General features: G+C 61.6%; 18 protein-coding genes. 5 read left to right on the top strand and 13 right to left on the bottom strand.

Annotated features, from left to right (window positions below; all coding sequences use genetic code 11):
• Positions 1-60: 60 nt before the first annotated feature.
• From glp to norR, 4 genes are all read right to left on the bottom strand, one after another.
• A complete protein-coding gene (gene glp / locus ABVN20_RS22845; protein WP_368558012.1) occupies positions 61-1,296 on the bottom strand; it encodes a gephyrin-like molybdotransferase Glp in 1,236 nt (411 codons plus the stop codon).
• Positions 1,293-1,847: a molybdenum cofactor biosynthesis protein B gene (gene moaB / locus ABVN20_RS22840; RefSeq protein ID WP_368558011.1), complete on the bottom strand. Its 555-nt coding sequence runs from the start codon at positions 1,845-1,847 to the stop codon at positions 1,293-1,295. Before moaB ends, glp begins: the two co-directional genes overlap by 4 nt.
• A gap of 98 nt (positions 1,848-1,945) precedes the next feature.
• Positions 1,946-2,593: a pyridoxamine 5'-phosphate oxidase gene (gene pdxH, locus ABVN20_RS22835; protein ID WP_368558010.1), complete on the bottom strand. Its 648-nt coding sequence runs from the start codon at positions 2,591-2,593 to the stop codon at positions 1,946-1,948.
• A gap of 94 nt (positions 2,594-2,687) precedes the next feature.
• The gene (gene norR, locus ABVN20_RS22830) at positions 2,688-4,217 is read right to left on the bottom strand and encodes a nitric oxide reductase transcriptional regulator NorR (RefSeq protein WP_368558009.1); all 1,530 of its coding nucleotides are present in this window, start codon (positions 4,215-4,217) and stop codon (positions 2,688-2,690) included.
• 155 nt (positions 4,218-4,372) lie between these two features.
• Between norR and ytfE the strand changes: the two genes are divergently transcribed.
• Positions 4,373-5,044: an iron-sulfur cluster repair protein YtfE gene (gene ytfE, locus ABVN20_RS22825; protein ID WP_368558008.1), complete on the top strand. Its 672-nt coding sequence runs from the start codon at positions 4,373-4,375 to the stop codon at positions 5,042-5,044.
• A gap of 65 nt (positions 5,045-5,109) precedes the next feature.
• Here the strand turns inward: ytfE and ABVN20_RS22820 are convergent, their stop codons facing one another.
• Both ABVN20_RS22820 and ABVN20_RS22815 read right to left on the bottom strand, forming a co-directional pair.
• Positions 5,110-5,541, bottom strand: a complete 432-nt coding sequence (locus ABVN20_RS22820; protein ID WP_368558007.1) for a hypothetical protein — start codon at positions 5,539-5,541, stop codon at positions 5,110-5,112.
• A 21-nt stretch (positions 5,542-5,562) separates the two neighbouring features.
• Complete coding sequence (locus tag ABVN20_RS22815) at positions 5,563-6,753, bottom strand: NnrS family protein (protein WP_368558006.1); 1,191 nt, start codon at positions 6,751-6,753, stop codon at positions 5,563-5,565.
• A gap of 463 nt (positions 6,754-7,216) precedes the next feature.
• Between ABVN20_RS22815 and ABVN20_RS22810 the strand changes: the two genes are divergently transcribed.
• Together ABVN20_RS22810 and ABVN20_RS22805 are read left to right on the top strand one after the other, a co-directional pair.
• Positions 7,217-7,900 (top strand): Crp/Fnr family transcriptional regulator, encoded by a 684-nt coding sequence (locus tag ABVN20_RS22810; protein ID WP_368558005.1) that lies wholly within the window; start codon positions 7,217-7,219, stop codon positions 7,898-7,900.
• Positions 7,897-8,097: a protein DnrP gene (locus ABVN20_RS22805; protein ID WP_368558004.1), complete on the top strand. Its 201-nt coding sequence runs from the start codon at positions 7,897-7,899 to the stop codon at positions 8,095-8,097. The genes ABVN20_RS22810 and ABVN20_RS22805 overlap by 4 nt, the downstream gene beginning before the upstream one ends.
• 30 nt (positions 8,098-8,127) lie before the next feature.
• Here the strand turns inward: ABVN20_RS22805 and ABVN20_RS22800 are convergent, their stop codons facing one another.
• On the bottom strand, positions 8,128-9,561 hold the full coding sequence (locus ABVN20_RS22800; RefSeq protein WP_368558003.1) for a PLP-dependent aminotransferase family protein: 1,434 nt from the start codon (positions 9,559-9,561) through the stop codon (positions 8,128-8,130).
• A gap of 314 nt (positions 9,562-9,875) precedes the next feature.
• Between ABVN20_RS22800 and ABVN20_RS22795 the strand changes: the two genes are divergently transcribed.
• On the top strand, positions 9,876-10,937 hold the full coding sequence (locus ABVN20_RS22795; protein ID WP_368558002.1) for a hypothetical protein: 1,062 nt from the start codon (positions 9,876-9,878) through the stop codon (positions 10,935-10,937).
• Between the two features lie 801 nt (positions 10,938-11,738).
• Here the strand turns inward: ABVN20_RS22795 and ABVN20_RS22790 are convergent.
• The 6 genes from ABVN20_RS22790 to ABVN20_RS22765 form a co-directional block, all read right to left on the bottom strand.
• The gene (locus ABVN20_RS22790) at positions 11,739-13,580 is read right to left on the bottom strand and encodes a nitric oxide reductase activation protein NorD (RefSeq protein ID WP_368558001.1); all 1,842 of its coding nucleotides are present in this window, start codon (positions 13,578-13,580) and stop codon (positions 11,739-11,741) included.
• A gap of 76 nt (positions 13,581-13,656) precedes the next feature.
• Complete coding sequence (locus tag ABVN20_RS22785; RefSeq protein WP_368558000.1) at positions 13,657-15,084, bottom strand: cbb3-type cytochrome c oxidase subunit I; 1,428 nt, start codon at positions 15,082-15,084, stop codon at positions 13,657-13,659.
• Positions 15,085-15,087: 3 nt separating this feature from the next.
• Positions 15,088-15,528, bottom strand: coding sequence for a cytochrome c (locus ABVN20_RS22780; protein WP_368558701.1), 441 nt, complete (start codon positions 15,526-15,528; stop codon positions 15,088-15,090).
• Between the two features lie 120 nt (positions 15,529-15,648).
• Complete coding sequence (locus ABVN20_RS22775) at positions 15,649-15,900, bottom strand: cytochrome C oxidase subunit IV family protein (RefSeq protein WP_368557999.1); 252 nt, start codon at positions 15,898-15,900, stop codon at positions 15,649-15,651.
• Positions 15,901-15,911: 11 nt separating this feature from the next.
• A complete protein-coding gene (locus tag ABVN20_RS22770; RefSeq protein ID WP_368557998.1) occupies positions 15,912-16,499 on the bottom strand; it encodes a cytochrome c oxidase subunit 3 in 588 nt (195 codons plus the stop codon).
• Positions 16,483-17,286, bottom strand: a complete 804-nt coding sequence (locus ABVN20_RS22765; RefSeq protein ID WP_368557997.1) for a CbbQ/NirQ/NorQ/GpvN family protein — start codon at positions 17,284-17,286, stop codon at positions 16,483-16,485. Before ABVN20_RS22765 ends, ABVN20_RS22770 begins: the two co-directional genes overlap by 17 nt.
• Positions 17,287-17,602: 316 nt before the next feature.
• Here ABVN20_RS22765 and nirS point away from each other — a divergent pair, with 316 nt between their 5' ends.
• Positions 17,603-19,171 (top strand): nitrite reductase, encoded by a 1,569-nt coding sequence (gene nirS, locus ABVN20_RS22760; RefSeq protein WP_368558700.1) that lies wholly within the window; start codon positions 17,603-17,605, stop codon positions 19,169-19,171.
• Positions 19,172-19,173: the final 2 nt, after the last annotated feature.

Here is a 19,173-nt window from a genome sequence, read left to right as displayed (position 1 = left end):
AAAAGCCGCTGCCAGTCTAGCCAGACCGGCAGGAACGACCTTGACGGCAATCAATTGCCTTCATTGCGTGAGGCTGGCGAAAGGCAGGAACATCACGTTGTCGTGCTTGTGCACCTGCGCCTCGCACTCGATCACCGCCAGCCCTTCGGCCCAACAGGCGGCGGTCAACATCGCCGAGCTTTGTTGCGGGTGCAGTTCCACGCTCAGGCGGCCTTCGGCATCGGGCACCAGGCGCGCGCGCAGGTACTGGCGACGCTTGTTGCATTGCAGCCAGTCGAAGCCGGCCGGCACGGCCAAAGGCACCGGCAAGACATCGCGGGCTCCCTGCGCCTTGAGCAGGAACGGCCGCACCACCACCATCGCGGTGATCAGCGCCGCCGATGGATTGCCCGGCATGCCGATCCACGGTTTGCCCAGCACTTCACCAAAGGCCAGCGGCTTGCCCGGCTGAATGGCCAGGCGCCAGAAATTGACCTTGCCCAGTTCCTGGATCGCTTTTTTCAGGTGGTCTTCTTCGCCCACCGACACGCCACCGGAGCTGAGCAACACATCGCAACGCGAGGCGACCATGCCCAGGGTTTGGCGACTGGTCGCCAGGTCATCGGCCATGACCCCGTAGTCGTGCACCTCCACGCCCCAACCGCGCAGCAGTGCGGCGAGCAGGAAGCGATTGCTGTTGTAGATCTGCCCCGGCGCCAGCGACTCGCCCGGCTCGCGCAATTCGTTGCCGCTGCTGAGCAACCCCACCTGCAACGGCCGATAGACCTGGACCCGGGCCACGCCGGCACCGGCGAGCAAGCCCAGCTCCTGGGCGCGCAGGCGCTTGCCGGCTTCGAGCAACAGGGCGCCGCGGCGCACCTCTTCACCCTCCTTGCGCACGTGATCCCCCAGGCGCACGGGCGGGAACCACACACCGTCGCCCTCTACCCTGCAAATCTCCTGGGGTACCACCGTGTCGGCGCCTTCTGGCAATGGCGCACCGGTGAAAATCTGCACCGCATGCTGCGCACGCAACGCCGGGCCCGCTGGGTCACCCGCGGCAATGCGTCCACCCAGCAGCAGATAACCGCCCTCAGCAGGCAGGTCGGCAGCCCGCAGGGCGTAACCGTCCATGGCGCTGTTGTCCCAGGCCGGCAGGTTGACCGGCGATACAATGTCCGCCGCCAGCACCCGGCCCATCGCCTGTTCCAACGGAATAATCTGCGCCAGGGGTGGCGGCGGTACCTGCTCCAGCAATCGACCAATGGCCTCGTCGACCGGCATCAACTGGCCGCGGTCACACACGCCGCCGCTCACGGCCGCGACTCACAGGCGTCGATGACCTGCTGCGACTGCGCTTTCAGGTGCGGGGCGAAATTACACGGGCCGGTGCGGCTGTCCAGTTGCTCGACGAGGATCTTGTTCCAGGCGGTGCGGCAGGCACCGGGCGAACCCGGCACGCAGCACACCAGCACGCCGTTGCTCATGCCGGCCAGCGCGCGCGATTGCAGGGTGGACATGCCGATCTCTTGCAGCGACACCTGACGGAACACTTCACCGAAGCCTTCCACGTGTTTGTCCAGCAACGGCATGACCGCTTGCGGGGTGTTGTCCCGCGCGGTGAAACCGGTACCGCCGGTCATCAGGATGACCTGCACCTTGGGGTCGGCGATCCAGCGCGAAACGATGGCGCGGATCTGATAAATGTCGTCCTTGACCAGATCGCGGTCGATCAACTGGTGCCCGGCGCCTTGCAGCAGATCGGCCAGGGTCTGTCCCGAGGTATCGGTGTCGAAGGTACGCGTGTCGCTGATGGTCAGCACCGCGATGTTCAAAGGTGCGAAGGTGCGTTGCGCCAGATGGGCCATGTTCAAGCCTCCCATGGAAAATGATAGTGCCAAGACTGAACCGCAACGGCGGTCCGGCCTATTCCTCCAAAGAGATACCTCGACCGGGAAACACCGGATCAAGGCGCCAGACGATTGCGGCGCCAGTGGCCGTCGTGCAGGCGGTAGTCGATGCGGTCATGCAGGCGATCGGCGCGGCCCTGCCAGAACTCCACGCGCTCGGGATGCAGGCAATAGCCGCCCCAGTGCTCGGGGCGCACCACGGGTTCGTCGACGAAACGCTTGGTGATGTCCGCCAGCAGCGAATCCAAGGTGGCACGGCTGGCCAGCGGACGGCTTTGCGGTGAGGCCCAGGCACCCAGACGGCTGGAGACCGAGCGGCTGTTGAAATAGGCGTCCGACAATGCCGGATCGAGCTTCGACACCTGGCCCTCGACGCGCACCTGGCGCTCCAGCCCCGGCCAGAAAAAGGTCATCGCGGCGTGGGGATTGGCCGCCAGTTGCTGGCCCTTGTCGCTCTGGTAATTACCGAAAAAGGTGAAGCCTTCGTCGCTCACACCCTTGAGCAACAACATACGGGCGTGCGGCCGCCCTTCGCTGTCGACGGTGGACAGCGTCATGCTGTTGGCCTCGACCGGTGCCTGTTCGGTGGCGCGGGCCTGCTGCAGCCACAGCTCGAACATCTCGAGCGGGTCGTCCAGCGCCTGCTCGTCCTGCAGGCCAAACAGCGTGTAGTTGCGGCGCATTTGCGCCAGGGAAAGCGACATGGCGATGTTCTCCGGTGGTTTTCACCCCAGTGTGCAACCCACCGGGGGAAACCGCCTTGATCGCCATCAACACCGCAGCGCTTACTTCAGCCGCTTACTTCAAGCCAAGACGCTTGGCCAGCTTGTGCAGGTTGCTGGCATCGACTTCCAGCATGCGCGCGGCGCGGGCCCAGTTGTCATCGGCCAGGCGCAGGGAATGGAGGATTTTCTGCCGCTGGCAATCGTCCACCGCATCGCTCAAGGCCTGGAATGGCACGCCCTGGGCTTCTTCCTGGGCGGGTTCGGCTATCGCACCTTGCGCATTCATCGCACTGTCGAGATCGAGCACGTGCGGCTCCAGGGTGATGATCAGCGAGCGACTGGTACCGCGACTGAGTTCCTTCAACGCCGCGCGACTGATGACGTGTTCCAGCTCGCGCACGTTGCCCGGCCAGCCGTACGCCAACAACGCCCGCTCGGCCGAGGGCGACAGGCGCAGGCCGCGCAGGCCGAGGCGCGCGCGGTTGAGTTCGAGAAAATGCCCGGCGAGCATCAGCACATCGTTGCCACGCTCACGCAGGGCCGGGATCGGCACCGGGTACACCGAGAGGCGGTGGTACAGGTCGGCGCGAAACAGGCCGTCGCGGATGCTGTCCGGCAGGTGGCGGTTGGTCGCGGCGATAATGCGCACATCGACATGCAGGGGCTTGTCCGCGCCCAGGCGCTGGATCTCGCCGTTCTGCAACGTGCGTAACAATTTGGCCTGCACACTCAACGGCAACTCGCCGACCTCATCGAGAAACAGCGTGCCGCCGTTGGCCGCATCGAAGCGCCCGGCGCGATCGCTGGTGGCGCCGGAAAAGGCGCCCTTGATGTGGCCGAACAATTCACTCTCGGCCAGGGATTCCGGCAATGCCGCGCAGTTCACCTGGATCAATGGCTTGTCACTGCGTCGCGACATCCGGTGCAAACGGCGGGCGAACAGTTCCTTGCCGACGCCTGTCTCACCCAGCAGCAACACCGGCAGGTCGGAGTCGGCCAGCACGTCCAGCTCATTGAGCAAGTGGTGCACCACTTCGCTCTGGCCGATGATCTCGCCCTCCTCGACCGGTGCGTGCAAATCCTGGGGGTCATTGCGCGACAGGCGCAGGCTGCGGTTTTCCTGCTCCAGCCGGGTCACCCGCACCGCCGCTTCGATCTGCAGGGTGCAGCGCTTGAGTTCGTCTCGGGCGCGGCTGTCAAAGGTGCCGGGCTGCAAGGCATCGAGGGTGATCGCGCCCCAGACCTTGCCGTCCACGTACAGGCTCACGCCCATGCAGTCATGCACCGACAGCGAGTCGCCGGCCTGGTGTTCGACCAGCCCGTCGTACGGGTCCGGCAGGCGGCTGTCGGGCTCGAACCAGGTCGGCTCCCGTGAAGCCATGATGGCCGCCAGGCGCGGGTGCTGGGCGATGACGAAACGCCGGCCCAGGGCCTCGTGGGCCAGCCCCACCGTGGCCACCGGGCGCAGGCTGTCTTCATCCAGGCGCAGCAAACCGACGGCGCCGCTGTGGAAGTATTCGCGCAGGGTCTGGACCAATCGTTGCAACCGTACGGCATTGGGCAACTCGACGATCAGGTCGGCCGCCAGGCTTTCACGCAGCATGGTAGTAATCACCCTCTACGGTGGAATTGACCCTGCTTTCTCAGGGTGCGCATCACCACATCAAAAAATAAACCCATAGTTTTCAACCAATTAACTATGGCACGTCGAATGCAATGGCCCTGGGGAACCGTTGAAATCGAAACAAGGAACCCCTGATGAGCCTTAACCTGCTGGAACAAAGCCTTGGCCAACTGGCCTGCGACATTCCCGGCGCCACCCGGATATTTCATACCTTCAAACTGGACTTCTGCTGCGGCGGCCACAAAAGCCTGCGCGAAGCCGCCCTGAGCAAAGAGCTCGACCCGGTGGTGATCGCCGAAGCCCTGCACATCCTCCAGGACGCCGGCGAGACCCAGTACGACTGGCGCGACGAACCGTCCGAAGATCTGATCGCCCACCTGCTGACTCGCTACCACGCCCGTCACCGCGAGCAACTGCCGGAACTGATCCGCCTGGCGCGCCGCGTCGAACATGTCCACGGTGCGCGCCCCTCCTGCCCCAACGGCCTGGCCGACCTGTTGAACGACCTGCAACAGGAACTGGAAAGCCACATGCTCAAGGAAGAACAAGTGCTGTTCCCGATGCTGCAACAGGGTTTCGGCCCGCAGGCAGCTCCGCCGATCCAGGTGATGCGTTTCGAGCACGATCACCATGGCGAGTCGCTGGAAAAACTGGCCGCCCTGACCAACAACATCACCCCGCCGGCCGATGCCTGTAACACCTGGCGCGCGCTGTATCGCGGGCTGCTGGAGTTCCGCGATGACCTGATGCAGCACATCCACCTGGAAAACAACGTGTTGTTCATCAACGCCCTCAACCCACGCTGATCCCTTCCCCTATCGAACCCGCATCAACCATCGGTTGCTGCGGGTTTGTTTTTTTCAACGACGACTCAACCGTGCCAATAGAACATCGCCTTGGCGAGGATCACGATCAGCACCATGTGCCCGAGGATGCTGCGGCGAATCCAGGTGGCGCGGGTGTCGCTCAAGCGCCCCTTGGTCAGCAGGAAAGCCAGCAGCAGGTAGTGGCCGATGATGCTCAGCGCCAGCACGATCTTCAGGCTCAGCAAGGTGCCAAAGCTGCTGGCCAGCGGGTTGCTCAAGGCACTGCGGTATTGCCAGGCCATGCCGATGCCGGCGCCGTACAACAGCAGCACCACACCATGCAGCACCTTGCGCGAGCGCACGGCGATGGCCCGGTCGGCGCTGGCCGCCCCCACCACCTGCTGACGGGCCTGGTGCCAGATCAGCACTTCGAAAAACAGCGTGCCGATGAAGGCGATAGCGGCCAGCAGGTGTGTCACCAATAGAAAGGGGTACATCAAGGATTTCCTCCGTGAGTTCTATCCCGGATGGCCATCGACCCGGGCACGCAGCAGCATCGGCGCGTAACGCCAGGTGTACAGCGCGAAGGCCAGTGCCCAGCACGCGCCTGCGATCCACAGCGCGGGCAAGGGGAATACCAGCACCAGGCCAACGCGGCTCAAGCAGCCGAGGTTGAGCGCAATGAACGCCAGGGTCATGCCCCGTGGCGGCTCCAATGGACGGCCGGTGTGGCCGAGGCTGACCCGTGCGATCATCGCCAGCACCAGGCCGCCCATGGCGCCGATGGTCAGGCAATGCACCGCCAGGCTCGGATTGATGGGCGCGCCGAAGTGCCACGCGGCCATGCCCAGGCAAGCGATGGCCAACCAGGCATAGGCCAGGTGCAGCGACCACAGCAGCGGCACCTGCCACAGGCCACGGTCATGCCAGCGCACCAGGCGAATCAGGTGGCCGATGCCCAATGCGGCGAACAGCAGACCGACCCAGACGTTGGCGTACAGCGCCGGCCCGACGGCGTACAACACCGCCACCAGGGGCGAGCCGATCAGCAGCAGCCAGTCCAGCCAGGCCCAGGGCACCACGGCGTCCTTGCGGCCCAGGCCACGCTGGGTGAAGAACGGAATCACCCGTCCGCCAATCAGGCCCATCATCGCCGCCACCAGCCAGATACCGGCCAGTACGCCCTGGCGCTGGAAGCCTTCATGGCCTGCCAGCAAGCCGTACAGGGACAAGGCGTCGGCGGCGGCGAGCAACAGCAGGACCACCACGATCGGATAGTTGCGCTTCTGCCGCACCTTCCACAGGGTGACGCCCATCACCGCGGCCACCGCCAGCGGGAACGCCAGCTCGAGGATCGCCAGCACCGCCCAGGGCGCATTGACCAGCCAGGCCACCCGGGCCAACAGCCAGACCACGGCGAGCACTGCCAGTGGCTGGCCGCTCAGGCCCGGGCGACTGGTCCAGGTCTGCACGGCGGTCAGCAGGAAGCCGGCGATGATCGCCAGCCCGAAGCCGAACAACAATTCATGTCGATGCCAACCCAACCAGCCACCCGCCGGTTGCCAGTTGGCGATCGAACCGCTGAAAGCGGCCAGCCACAGCGGAATCGCCAACAGCGCCAACAGGCAGCCGGCGAGGAAAAAGGGCCGAAACGCCAACCGCAACAGCGGTGGAATCGCCAGTGCCTTACTGCGCTCAAGAACTTGCATGAAGCCACTCCTCTGCTCTACCCGGCACTCGCACACAGCGCCTGGGTCAATCCGGGTCCAATCATCAGGGATTAATAATCAAACGCCTTTGTCGCAAATCAAGAGTGCAAGGGCTGTGCCCACTATCATCGCCAGCCAGCACGGGCTTGCGCGTCACCTTAGAGTCATTTCGACACGGTTAAAATGACCAGTTGTGGTTATTTTAACCGGCTCAACCGAGGTGTTTTTGACCTCGATCAATAATAAGTCCAGCAAAAACAGGGACATTGCGCATGGCCCGGGTCTTGCTCAGCACCGGTCATCCTTTACCTTTGATTGCCTGTGGAGTCGTCATGAAAAAGATCATTCAGCCATTGGGTTGGTTTGTGGTGCTGAGCTCGGTCCTCGCCGTGGCCAGCAGCCTGTCCCTGGGCCTCGTCTGAGCGGATCGCCTGCCTTTTTTCCCTTTTCAGGATGAACTTCCATGGTCCTCCACCGCGTCCACCACCAGATTCTGCGCAGTCATCATTTGTTCGAGCCGTTGAACGACGAGCAGATGAACGAATTGATGAGCACCAGCCAACTGCTGAGCATCGACAAGGGTGAACCGCTGTTCCGCCAGGGTGAGCCGGCGGATGCGTTCTATTTCGTGATCAGTGGCGCGGTGAAGATCTACCGCCTGACGCCCGATGGGCAGGAGAAGGTGTTCGAGGTGCTGGGTGACCGGCAGACCTTCGCCGAAGCGATGATGCTGATGGACACACCTAACTACGTGGCCTCGGCCGAAGCGGTCTGCCCGACCCAGCTCTATCGGTTGTCCAACAACACCTACATGCGCCTGCTGCAAAGCAACAGCCGCCTGACCTTCGCCCTGCTGGGCAAACTCTGTGTGCGCTTGCACCAACGGGTCAACGAGATCGAAACCCTGTCGCTGAAAAACGCCACCCACCGCGTGGTGCGCTACCTGCTGACGCAACTGGTGCGCCAACCTGCGGCGGACGACCGCTTTGAATTGCCGATGGCCAAGCAATTGATTGCCGGGCACTTGTCGATCCAGCCGGAAACCTTCTCAAGGATCATCCGTCGGCTGATCGATGAACAGATCATCACCCAGGACGGCCGCCAGATCGCCATCCTCGACCGCCTGCGCCTGGAACAATTCGAATGAGCGAACAGCCCCTCTGCCTGTATTGCCAACAGGCCAACGCTTGCGAAGAAACCGAATGCCGCCACTGCGGCATGCCCCTGCCCGCCCACGCCGCCGGAGCCGGGGAACGCCGGCAGCGGCGGTTCATGTGGTTTTGTGTGGGGTTGACGGTGTTTTGTTTTGTGATGTTCTTCTGGTTGCCGCGCAGCATTGTCTGAGGCGGCTCCAAGGGGAGAGAGCTGCCTGGTCTATGGTGAGCAGTTACCAGGTAGCGCCTCGCACTCAATTACTTGAGCCAATCGCTCCACCAGCTCCGAAGCTTGCGCCTTGTCCACCACATTGGTGAAGCCCAGCAGCAGGCCATGCACAGATGGTGTCTTGACGTACCATCTGGACAGCGCCTGGACGCGCAGACCAGCACCTTTAGCACGTATGAAAATTTCGCGATCATCCTCATCCGGATCAAGGCGGGCGAGCAGATGCATCCCCCCCACCTGATTATCTACAACGAGGCGATGCTCCAGCCTTGTAATCAATGCTTGCGCCAGCAGTTGTCTGCGGTGTGCGTACAGATTGCGCATCTTTTTAAGGTGTCGCCCGAAATGCCCCTCCTCTATGAATCTGGCCGTTGTCACCTGCCATAGCTGAGGGCAATGACTTTGCATCTTGTCAGCCAGTTCAGCGAAACGCGGCACCAGCTTCTCTGGAACCACTAAGTAGGCCAGTCTCAGCCCAGGCAAGAGGACTTTGCTGAATGTGCCGCAATACAAAACGCGGTCATGTACATCCAGGCTTTTGAGCGCAGGGAGGGGCCTGCCGTGGTAACGGTATTCACTGTCGTAATCGTCTTCGATAATCCAGCTTTGCTTCGCATTCGCCCACTCCAGCAATGCCTGGCGGCGCGGCATCGACAGCGCCACACACAGCGGGCTCTGGTGGGTCGGCGTTACGACCGCGAAGCGAGCATCGGGAGCGCTCTCAACAGCGGCTTCGACCACCATGCCGTCACTGTCAACCGGGACAGGGACTAGCGTGGCGCCAGCTTCCTGAAAAAAATCGCGAGCGGCAAAATAGCCTGGATCTTCCATCCAACAACTGTCGCCCGGTTTTAGCAGGCTACGGCCTATCAGATCCAAAGCCGCGCGGTAGCCTGCGACGATAAAAATCTGCTCGGGAGCGCAGGTGATGCCTCGGGAAAGTCCCAAATACCGAGCAACTGCTCTTCGTAACGAGGAGTGTCCCCTTGCATCAGGGTAAATCGCCCCGTCCGAGAACGAGTTTCGCAATTCGTTAGAGGCAATTCGATTCCATAGTTTGCGTGGGAAAGCATCCAACGCGGGGAGCCCCATTTGGAATGGCTGCGCAGGCTCGCCGGAGTGAACGAGAGAATACTCCGGCACCGGCGCGGATGAAGATTCAGAGGGCACCGGCATCGACTTGATCAGAGGAGATACAACGGTACCCGCCGCTCCACGCCCCATCAGATAGCCCTCGTTGATCAGCAGTTGGTACGCCAACTCGATCGTGCCTCGGGCCAGATTCAGCTCCGAGGCCAAGGCCCGTATCGAGGGCACGCGATCACCAGCTTTCAAACGACCATCAGCAATCGCTGCACGCAAGCGCAGGTAAATCTGACGATAGAGGGGGGGCGCACCGTCGCCGGTAAGGAGCGGCTTTTCCATCCTATGTCCTAGTCGTTTTTGCGATTTTTGACTCTTTAGGATAAGGCATCCGATCAATACGATGAAGCGACTACTTTCGATCAGGCTGCGCATATGGAGACAACCAAGACCCCGCTGGACGATTTGACTTCTTTCACAAAGCAGCTCACCCGTGCACTCGACACAGGCTTGCAAAAATTTTGGCGCAGCGCTGTTTTTCGCGAAAAAAGTGACTGGCGAAAGGACTTCACGTCCGCCAGCAGCTGTAAGCCTTATCAAATAAATACAACCATTAAATATGCTGACAGCAGTTCGGCGTCGGCAGGAGTAATGCAATGCAAACCTACTCAAAATCGGACGGCACATTCGTACTCAGCAAGCCAATTATTGATACAACTTCGACAGTGTGGATAGCGGCCGCCACCGCGGCCATTTATCCCTGGATTCTTGATGCGTTCCATTGGGCCGTCACCCCTCCTGTTACCGCTACATCAGTCTCCACTGGCGCGACCTTGCTAGCGGCTCTTTTGCTTATCGCAGCGTTCGCAGTTCCACTGATCAATTTGTTCATCGCGGGCACGCCCGCCCAGACTCCGGCACCAAATGCGCAAGACGTCCGTGCAAGGCGATTTGCTCTACTCGCGATAACGGCGCCAACGGTCTACGTCTTCTTCGGCGTACTCACCTACATGGGCGGCAGTAAAATCCCGGACACCTGGCTGTGGACACCTGCATGGTTGTTATTTGGGTATTTGGCATCGCGAAACACGAATGCCGTGATTTCTCCCCTGCCACGCACATCGTCACGCCTGAGAGTGGCCCACGGAATCGCGGGATCTATCGCTGCGGTTTACGTACTTTTTCATATCTTCAACCATCTGTTCGGCCTGATCAGCCCCGAGGCACACGCGGCCGTGATGGACCTGGGACGGATTGTTTACCGGGAGCAACTCGTCGAACCCCTGCTTGTCGCTGTCATGCTGTTCCAGATATTCAGCGGGCTGCGCCTGGTATGGACATGGAGCGAGACATCGGCCGATCGTTATCGGATGTTCCAGATAGCGACCGGTGTGTTCATGTCAGTATTCATACTTGGGCATATGAACTCCGTGTTCATCTTCGCCAGGACCTGGCTCGATATTCCCACCGACTGGGCGTTCGCTACGGGACTGCCTACCGGGCTGATTCACGACGCCTGGAACATCCGGCTATTGCCTCATTACGCGCTGGGGGTGTTCTTCGTACTTGCTCATCTGGTTTGCGGACTACGTGTGGTGATGCTTGCCCACAACAGTAAGGTTTCTTCAGCAAACAGGGTCTGGTGGATCGGAGTTTCGCTGAGCGCAGCAATCTCGGCAGCGATCATGTGTGGCATGACCGGATTGAGACTGAGTTGATGGCTTTAGGATTTGTTGAAAGGGTGTGAACCAGAAGCAACCGAGTGCCGCCGCTGGGGTCGGCACATCCAGCATCATTTGCGCCTGACACACCGCATCGCGAGCAAGCCCGCTCCCACAGGGGATTTGTGGTCGTTCGCGGAATTTGCATCAGCATGGGCAATGTGTGGGAGCGAGCCTGCTCGCGATGAGGCCGGCACATCCAATATCAATGGCGCCTGATACACCGCATCGCGAGCAGGCTCGCTCCCACAGTTAGGATTTGTGGTAGTTCACACAATCCGGAATCACCCTGAAACCTGTGGGAGCGGGCTTGCTCGCGATGAGGCCGGCACATCCAAAATCAATGGTGCCTGACACACCGCATCGCGAGCAGGCTCGCTCCCACAGTTAGGATTTGTGGTAGTTCACACAATCCGGAATCACCCTGAAACCTGTGGGAGCGGGCTTGCTCGCGATGAGGCCGGTACATCCAGCATCAATGGCGCCTGACACTCCGCATTCGCGAGCAAGCCCGCTCCCACAGGGGATTTGTGGCCGCTCGCGGAATTTGCATCAGCAGGGACACTTTGTGGGAGCGAGCCTGCTCGCGATGAGGCCGGCACATCCAACATCAATGGTGCCTGACACACCGCATCGCGAGCAGGCTCGCTCCCACAGTTGGGATTTTTTGGTAGCTCACACAATTCGGGATCACCCCGAAACCTGTGGGAGCGGGCTTGCCCGCGATGGGGCCGGTACATCCAGCATCAATGGCGCCTGACACTCCGCCATCGCGAGCAAGCCCGCTCCCACAATGGTTCACCGTTGTGTCAGTTGCCGATACAACTGTGGCAACCGCAGCGGCAACTGCTCAGGCTGACGAATCAGGGTGTAGCCGTTGGCGCCGAACATGTAGGGCAGGTATTCCTCGGCCTCCTGGTCGATGGTGATGCAGAACGGGATCAGGCCCTGGCGCCGCGCTTCCATGACTGCCTGGCGGGTGTCTTCCACGCCGTAGCGGCCTTCGTACAGGTCCAGGTCGTTGGGCTTGCCGTCGGTGACCAGCAACAACAACTTGCTACGCCGTTTGCTCTGCGCCAACAGGTGCGTGGCATGGCGGATCGCCGCGCCCATGCGCGTGTAATAACCCGGTTTCAGGCCCTGTATACGTCCACGGGTGTTGTCGTCATAACGCTGGCCGAACGACTTCAATTCCTGCATGCGCACCTGCTGGCGGCGCAAGGAAGAGAACCCGTACAAGGCAAAATCATCGCCCAGTCCCGACAGAGTCTCGCCGAACAACAGCAAGCTGTCGCGCACCACATCAATCACCCGATGCTCATCGTTCAGGTGCGCATCGGTGGACATCGACAGATCCGCCAGCAGCAGGCACGCCAGGTCACGTCGCGTCCGGCGCTGCTCCATGAACAATCCCCGCTCGACACACTGCCCGTGGGCGCGTTCGACGTGGAAGTCCAGCCACGCCTGCATGTCCAGTTCCGAGCCCTGGGCCTGTTGTCGTAACCACTGCCGATCATTGCGCAGATGCTCGAACTGACGCCGCAGGCGGTGCGCCGACGCCTTGAGCCGTTGCGGCAACGGCTGCGCTTCACTGTCGCGGGGCACCATCATTTGCAGGTTGACGAAGCTGTCCTGCATGCGCTGTTTGCGATAGTCCCACTCCGGCAGCTTGATGCCCTCCCCCAGCGGCACGTCGTCGATATCCGCCGGTGGCAAGTCCAGGTGCAGCTTGAGGCCACCGCCCTTGCGCAGACGGGTGCGCGACAGGGTCAACTCATCCAGGTCGTCGGCCACCTTGGACGCATCTTCGTCTTCGCTGTCATCCTCCCAGCGATCAAGGTCAACATGCTCGCTCCAACTGAACAGGTTCTCCAGGCGCACCACCAGAAACCCGCCATCGCGGGTGCTGTCGTCGATGCGTTTGGCACGCTTGCACCCGCTCTTCTGTTCACCGGGTGCGGTGGTCAGTTTCTCTTCGGATTCCTCGCCCAGGTCGGCCTTCTGCGGCGTCGACAGATGCTGCGGCGGATACAGCCACAGCGGCAGCGGCCACGCCGCCCGTTCGCTGCGCGGGAAATGCTCGACGCTGCCCGGTTCACGCAGCGCCTGACACAACGCCCGCTCCAGTGCCGCCTCGCTGCGGTTCAGCGAGCCGGGGTCAGGGCGCAATTGCAAATGCGCCTCTACCAGACGCTTGTAGCGGGGACGCAAGGCTGGAAATCGCTGCAACAGTTGCCGGGTCCAGCGTTGATTGTCACGTCCCCAGTGCCGCATCGGCCCGGCCTGCGCCGCCAGCAATGCCAGCCAGCGATACAACTCCTGGTTTAGGGCCACCTCGGGAAACACCGCCAGGCTCGGCGGCAGGCGCAAGGTGGTGTCGTCACACCAGGCCAAGGGTACTTGCTTGCAGGTGCCGGCGATCTGCTGCAACACATTGCGCCGCAGCAACAGGTCACGTTCGCTGGCAGCTTCCACACCGATGCCACTGGCACCGCCCATGGCGCGGAACAACAGCGCCAGCGGACGCTGCTGGCTGATCAGCTCAACCCGCGCTTCGGGAAAATCGGCACTGGCGCGCCGGGTGATGAAACGGTGCCAGACACTGCCGACCCACTCTTCCAGTTCGACGGTAAAGGCCATTGAACTCGCCCTTTCTGAAACCAAAAAACGGCCCGCTGTACCAGCCGGGCCGACCTTTTCTAGCCGTTGTATCGACTCATGAAGGCACTACCGGTGCCGGTGCGCGTAATGCGGCGCGGCCACGCTGGCGGAAGCTGAACAAGTAGCAGACCAGCCCGGCGAGGAACGCCACACCGGAGGCCAGACGTGCCCAGAACAGCACTTGCAGATGATCGACCGTGGCCATGAACGGCAGTGCCAGACCATCGGCCTGCCAGCGTTGCAGGTAGACCTGCACGGCACCGGCAGCGGTGAGGAACAATGTGATCGCCACCATCGACAGGGTCATCAGCCAGAAGCCCCAGACTTCGAGGGCCTGCGAACGCTCGTCACCGGCTTCACCCAGGCCGCGCAAGCGTGGCATGGCGTAGCTGATCAGGGTCATGACGATCATCGCGTAGGCGCCGTAGAACGCCAGGTGACCGTGGGCCGCCGTCAGTTGAGTGCCGTGGGTGTAGTAGTTGACCGGTGCCAGGGTGTGCAGGAAACCCCAGACACCTGCGCCGAAGAACGCGGTGACGGTGGTGCCCTTGGCCCACAGGGTGGCGGCACGATTAGGGTGTTGACGACGACGTTTTTTCACCATGCTGAAGGCGAACATCACCATGGCCAGGAACGGCAGCGGTTCCATGGCGGAGAAGATCGAACCGACCCACAGCCAGACCTCTGGCGCACCGATCCAGAAGAAGTGGTGACCGGTACCGATGATCCCGGTAATCAGCGCCATGGCGATGATCACGTACAGCCATTTCTCCACCACTTCGCGGTCGACACCGGTGATCTTGATCAGGACGAAGGCCAGCATCGAACCCATGATCAGTTCCCAGACGCCTTCCACCCACAGATGCACCACCCACCACCAGTAGAACTTGTCACGGGCCAGGTTATCGGGGTTGTAGAAGGAGAACAGGAAGAACACCGCAAGGCCGATCAAGCCGGTCATCATCACCATGCTGACCGTGGTCTTGCGCCCCTTGAGCAGGGTCATGCCGATGTTGTAGAGGAAGCCCAGGCACACCACCACAATGCCCATCTTGGTGATGGTCGGCTGCTCGAGGAACTCGCGCCCCATGGTCGGCAGCAGCTCGTTGTGGGTCAGCTTGGCCAGGCCGGCGTACGGCACCAGCAGGTAGCCGAGAATGGTCAGCACACCGGCCGCGGCGAACACCCAGAACAGCAGGATCGCCAGTTTCGGGCTGTGCAGTTCACGGTCGGCCTCTTCCGGAATCAGGTAGTAGGCCGCGCCCATGAAGCCGAACAGCAGCCACACGATCAAAAGGTTGGTGTGCACCATGCGCGCCACGTTGAACGGAATGGCCGGGAACAGGAAGTCGCCGATCACGTATTGCAGGCCCATGATCAACCCGAACAGCACCTGGCCGAGGAACAGCATCAGGGCGAACACGAAGTACGGTTTGGCCACGGCTTGCGAGGCGAATTTCAGGTGCGGATTAGAAATACTCATCTCTCAACCCTCCTTGTTTGGCGGCCAGTTGTTGGTGTTGATCTTCGAGCTCCACTTGAGGAATTCGGAGAGGTCGTTGACCTCCTGTTCCTTGAGGTGGAACTGCGGCATCGCCCGGCGCCCTGGTACACCCAACGGCTGCATTTTCATCCACGCCTGCAGGAACGGCTTGAAGCCCTCCTCGCCGCCGCGACGCTGGAACACGTTACCCAGCTCAGGCGCGAAGTAAGCGCCCTCGCCCAGCAGCGTGTGGCAGCCGATGCAGTTGTTTTGCTCCCAGATTGTCTTGCCGCGTATCACCGACTCGGTTAACTGCTCGACGTTGCTGCGTTCCGGAAAGGTCTGTTCTGTGTGATAGGTCAAGGCCAGGAATATCAGGAAGAAGAACACGCTTCCCCCGAAGTAGATATTCCTGGCCATGCCCTTGGTGAAGGTCTCTGACATGGTCGCTTCCTCATTGCTTGGCGTGTCCATGATAGAAACCCGGGGGGTGAAAACCGCTTGATGGCAATCAAGAAAAGCAGATGGTTTTAGTAGGACAAAGGCAGCGACAAGCTGGAAGCTTCAAGCCGCAAGCGTAACGAAGATGAGTGCGGCCAGGAGCAGAGCCCAGGCGAGCATCAGACGGCGCCACAGGCGTGGCGCGCGGCGCAATTCCATGAAGCCCTCGGTGATCAGCCAGGCCTTGGCCACCGCGACCAGCAGGATGGCGATCGACAGCCACACGGTTGCACCGGAATGGGCGAGCAGCACCGTGCATACGCTCAACGTCGCCAGCGCAGCCCAGCAGATCCACAGCAACCTTGAAGCCGACATAATCCCTCGCCTCAGTTCAGTACATAGACCAGCGGAAACAACACCACCCAGATCAAGTCGACCATATGCCAATACAGCACGCCGGACTCGAAGCCGCTGCGATTGTCTGCGCTGTACAGGCCACGGCGACAGCGTAAGGCCAGCCAGCCGAGGATGAACATGCCCAGCAGCACATGGACGAAATGAAACCCGGTGAGGATCCAGTAGAGGGTGAAAAAGGTGTTGTGCTCCATGCCCAGCCCGGCGCCCAGCAAGTGGCGGTATTCGGTGAGTTTCAACACCACGTAGACACTGGCAGCCAGCAGCGCCGCCAGCAGCAAGATCGCGCCGCGACGCGGCCGGGAGTGCCGCACCTGCTCCTGGGCCAGCGCGGCGAACAAGCCGGCGGTGAGCAGGCTGAGGGTCATCGCCAGGCCGGTCGATGCATCGAGCAACGCACGACTGTCGGCGAACAGCTGCGGCTTGATGGCCTGGGTCACGGCGAACGCCAGGATCAGCAAGGCGAACACCGACAACTCGGCGAGGATGAAAAACCACATCGCCAGATCGCCCGGCAAATGACCGGGCGATATCCGGGCAGAGTCAGCCGAAGTGGACATCGACCACACCCATCAGCGCCGCGACAGTCAGCGGGTCATCGCTCAAGGGTTCGGCCAGACAGGCCATGCACGCCTCACGCGGGCTCATGCCGGAGCGGATCATGCGTGCGGTGAAAATCAGCAGGCGCGTGGAGGCCACTTCTTCCAGGTCATGCTGATCGAGCCGGCGCAGCGCCTGCCCGAGCTTCACCACCTGTGCCGCCAGCGCGCTGTCCACCTGGGCCTCGCGGGCGACGATGCGCTCTTCCTCGGCCACCGGCGGATAGTCGAAGCGCATCGCCACAAAGCGCTGGCGCGTACTGGGCTTCATGCCCTTCATCAGGTTCTGGTAACCGGGGTTGTACGACACCACCAGCATGAACGACGGCGGCGCCTTCAGCACCTCGCCGGTGCGTTCCAGAAACAGCTCGCGACGGTCATCGGCCAGCGGGTGCAACACCACCGCCGTGTCCTGCCGTGCCTCGACCACTTCGTCGAGGTAGCAGATACCACCTTCGCGCACCGCGCGGGTCAGCGGGCCGTCCTGCCACCAGGTGCCCTGGGCGCCGATCAAGTGGCGACCGATCAGGTCGGCGGCGCTCAAGTCGTCATGACAGGCCACGGTGTACAGCGGCAGGTTCAAGCGATGCGCCATGTGCTGGACGAAGCGGGTCTTGCCGCAGCCGGTGGGGCCTTTGATCAGCACCGGCATGCCGTGATGCCAGGCCTGTTCGAACAGCGCCTGCTCGTTATTGAGGGGTTGGTAGAAGGGTTCGAGGTCGATTGCGCGGGGGTGGCCGAGGTCCATGAAGCACCTGAATTAACAGCGGATTTGAGCCACACGCTACGGGCCCCTGCGACAACTTGGCAAGCACCACGGCGGGCAAACTTGATCACCGTCAAGCAGTCTTTGCCGTGCTCCGGCATAGCCTTGCAGCGCACTAAGAACCTGCGTCCTGTGCTGCGGTCCGGGCACATTGAAGAGGTCCAGCCTGAGGAGAAATGGAATGCTGATCAGTAATAGAAAAACGTTAGCTCTGACTGCCGCCACACTGTTTTCGACACTCGCCATGGGGCACGCCGTCGGGGCCGGCGAAGCCGCACCCGCTGCGGTAAAAACCGCCATGGTGACCGACGCCGGGGCGCCGGACATGAGCCAGGCCGAGTTCGACTCGTCCAAGGAAATCTACTTCCAGCGCTGCGCCGGCTGCCACGGTGTACTGCGCAAGGGGGCCACCGGCAAGCCGTTGACACCGGACATCACCCAGTCCCGTGGCCAGGCCTACCTGGAAGCCCTGATCACCTACGGCTCGCCCGCGGGCATGCCGAACTGGGGCACCTCCAACGCACTGACCAAAGAGCAGATCACCGCCATGGCCAAGTTCGTCCAGCACACCCCGCCTACCCCGCCGGAATGGGGCATGGCCGAGACGCTGAAGACCTGGAAGGTGCTGGTCAAACCCGAGGATCGGCCGAAGAAACAACTGTCCAAACTCAACCTGCCGAACCTGTTCTCGGTGACCCTGCGCGACGACGGCAAGATCGCCCTGATCGACGGCGACAGCAAGAAAATCGTCAAGCTGATCGAGACCGGCTACGCGGTGCACATCTCGCGGATCTCCGCTTCCGGTCGCTACCTGCTGGTGATCGGCCGTGACGCGCGGATCGACATGATCGACCTGTGGCCGGAAGAGCCGACCAAGGTTGCCGAAGTGAAAGTCGGTATCGAAGCGCGCTCGGTGGAGACCTCCAAGTTCAAGGGCTACGAGGACAAGTACACCATCGCCGGTTCCTACTGGCCGCCACAGTTCACCATCATGGACGGTGAAACCCTGGAGCCGAAACAGATCGTCTCCACCCGCGGCATGACCGTCGACAAGCAGGAATACCACCCGGAACCGCGTGTCGCGGCGATCATCGCTTCCCACGAATGGCCCGAGTTCATCGTCAACGTCAAGGAAACCGGCAAGGTCATGCTGGTCAACTACGAAGACATCAAGAACCTCAGCATCACCTACATCGACGCCGCCCCGTTCCTGCATGACGGCGGCTGGGACAGCTCGCACCGCTACTTCATGACGGCGGCGAACAACTCCAACAAGGTCGCGGTGATCGACTCCAAGGATCGCAAGCTGACCTCCCTGGTGGACGTGGGCAAGATTCCGCACCCGGGCCGTGGCGCCAACTTCACTCATCCGACTTACGGACCGGTCTGGGCCACCAGCCACCTGGGTGACGAAGGCATTTCGCTGATCGGTACCGACCCTGTCAAACACCCGCAATACGCCTGGAAACAAGTGGCCTCGATCAAGGGCCAGGGCGGTGGTTCGCTGTTCATCAAGACCCACCCCAACTCCCGTCACCTGTATGTCGACACCACCCTCAACCCGGACGCCAAGATCAGCCAGTCCGTGGCCGTGTTCAACATCGACAAGCTCGACGCCGGCTACACCGTGCTGCCTATCGCCGAATACGCAGGCATCAAGGAAGGCGCCATGCGCGTCGTGCAACCGGAATACAACAAGGCGGGCGACGAGGTCTGGTTCTCCGTGTGGAGTGGTCAGTCGGACGAGTCCGCACTGGTCGTGATCGACGACAAAACGCTGAAGCTCAAGTCAGTGATCAAGGACAAGCGCCTGATCACACCGACCGGCAAATTCAACGTTTACAACACCCAACACGACATCTATTGAGC

This window comes from Pseudomonas sp. MYb118 (assembly GCF_040947875.1).
Taxonomy (GTDB): Bacteria; Pseudomonadota; Gammaproteobacteria; order Pseudomonadales; family Pseudomonadaceae; genus Aquipseudomonas.
The sequence above is the reverse complement of the archived record's forward strand: the minus strand, read 5'-3'. Positions and strand labels throughout refer to the sequence as shown.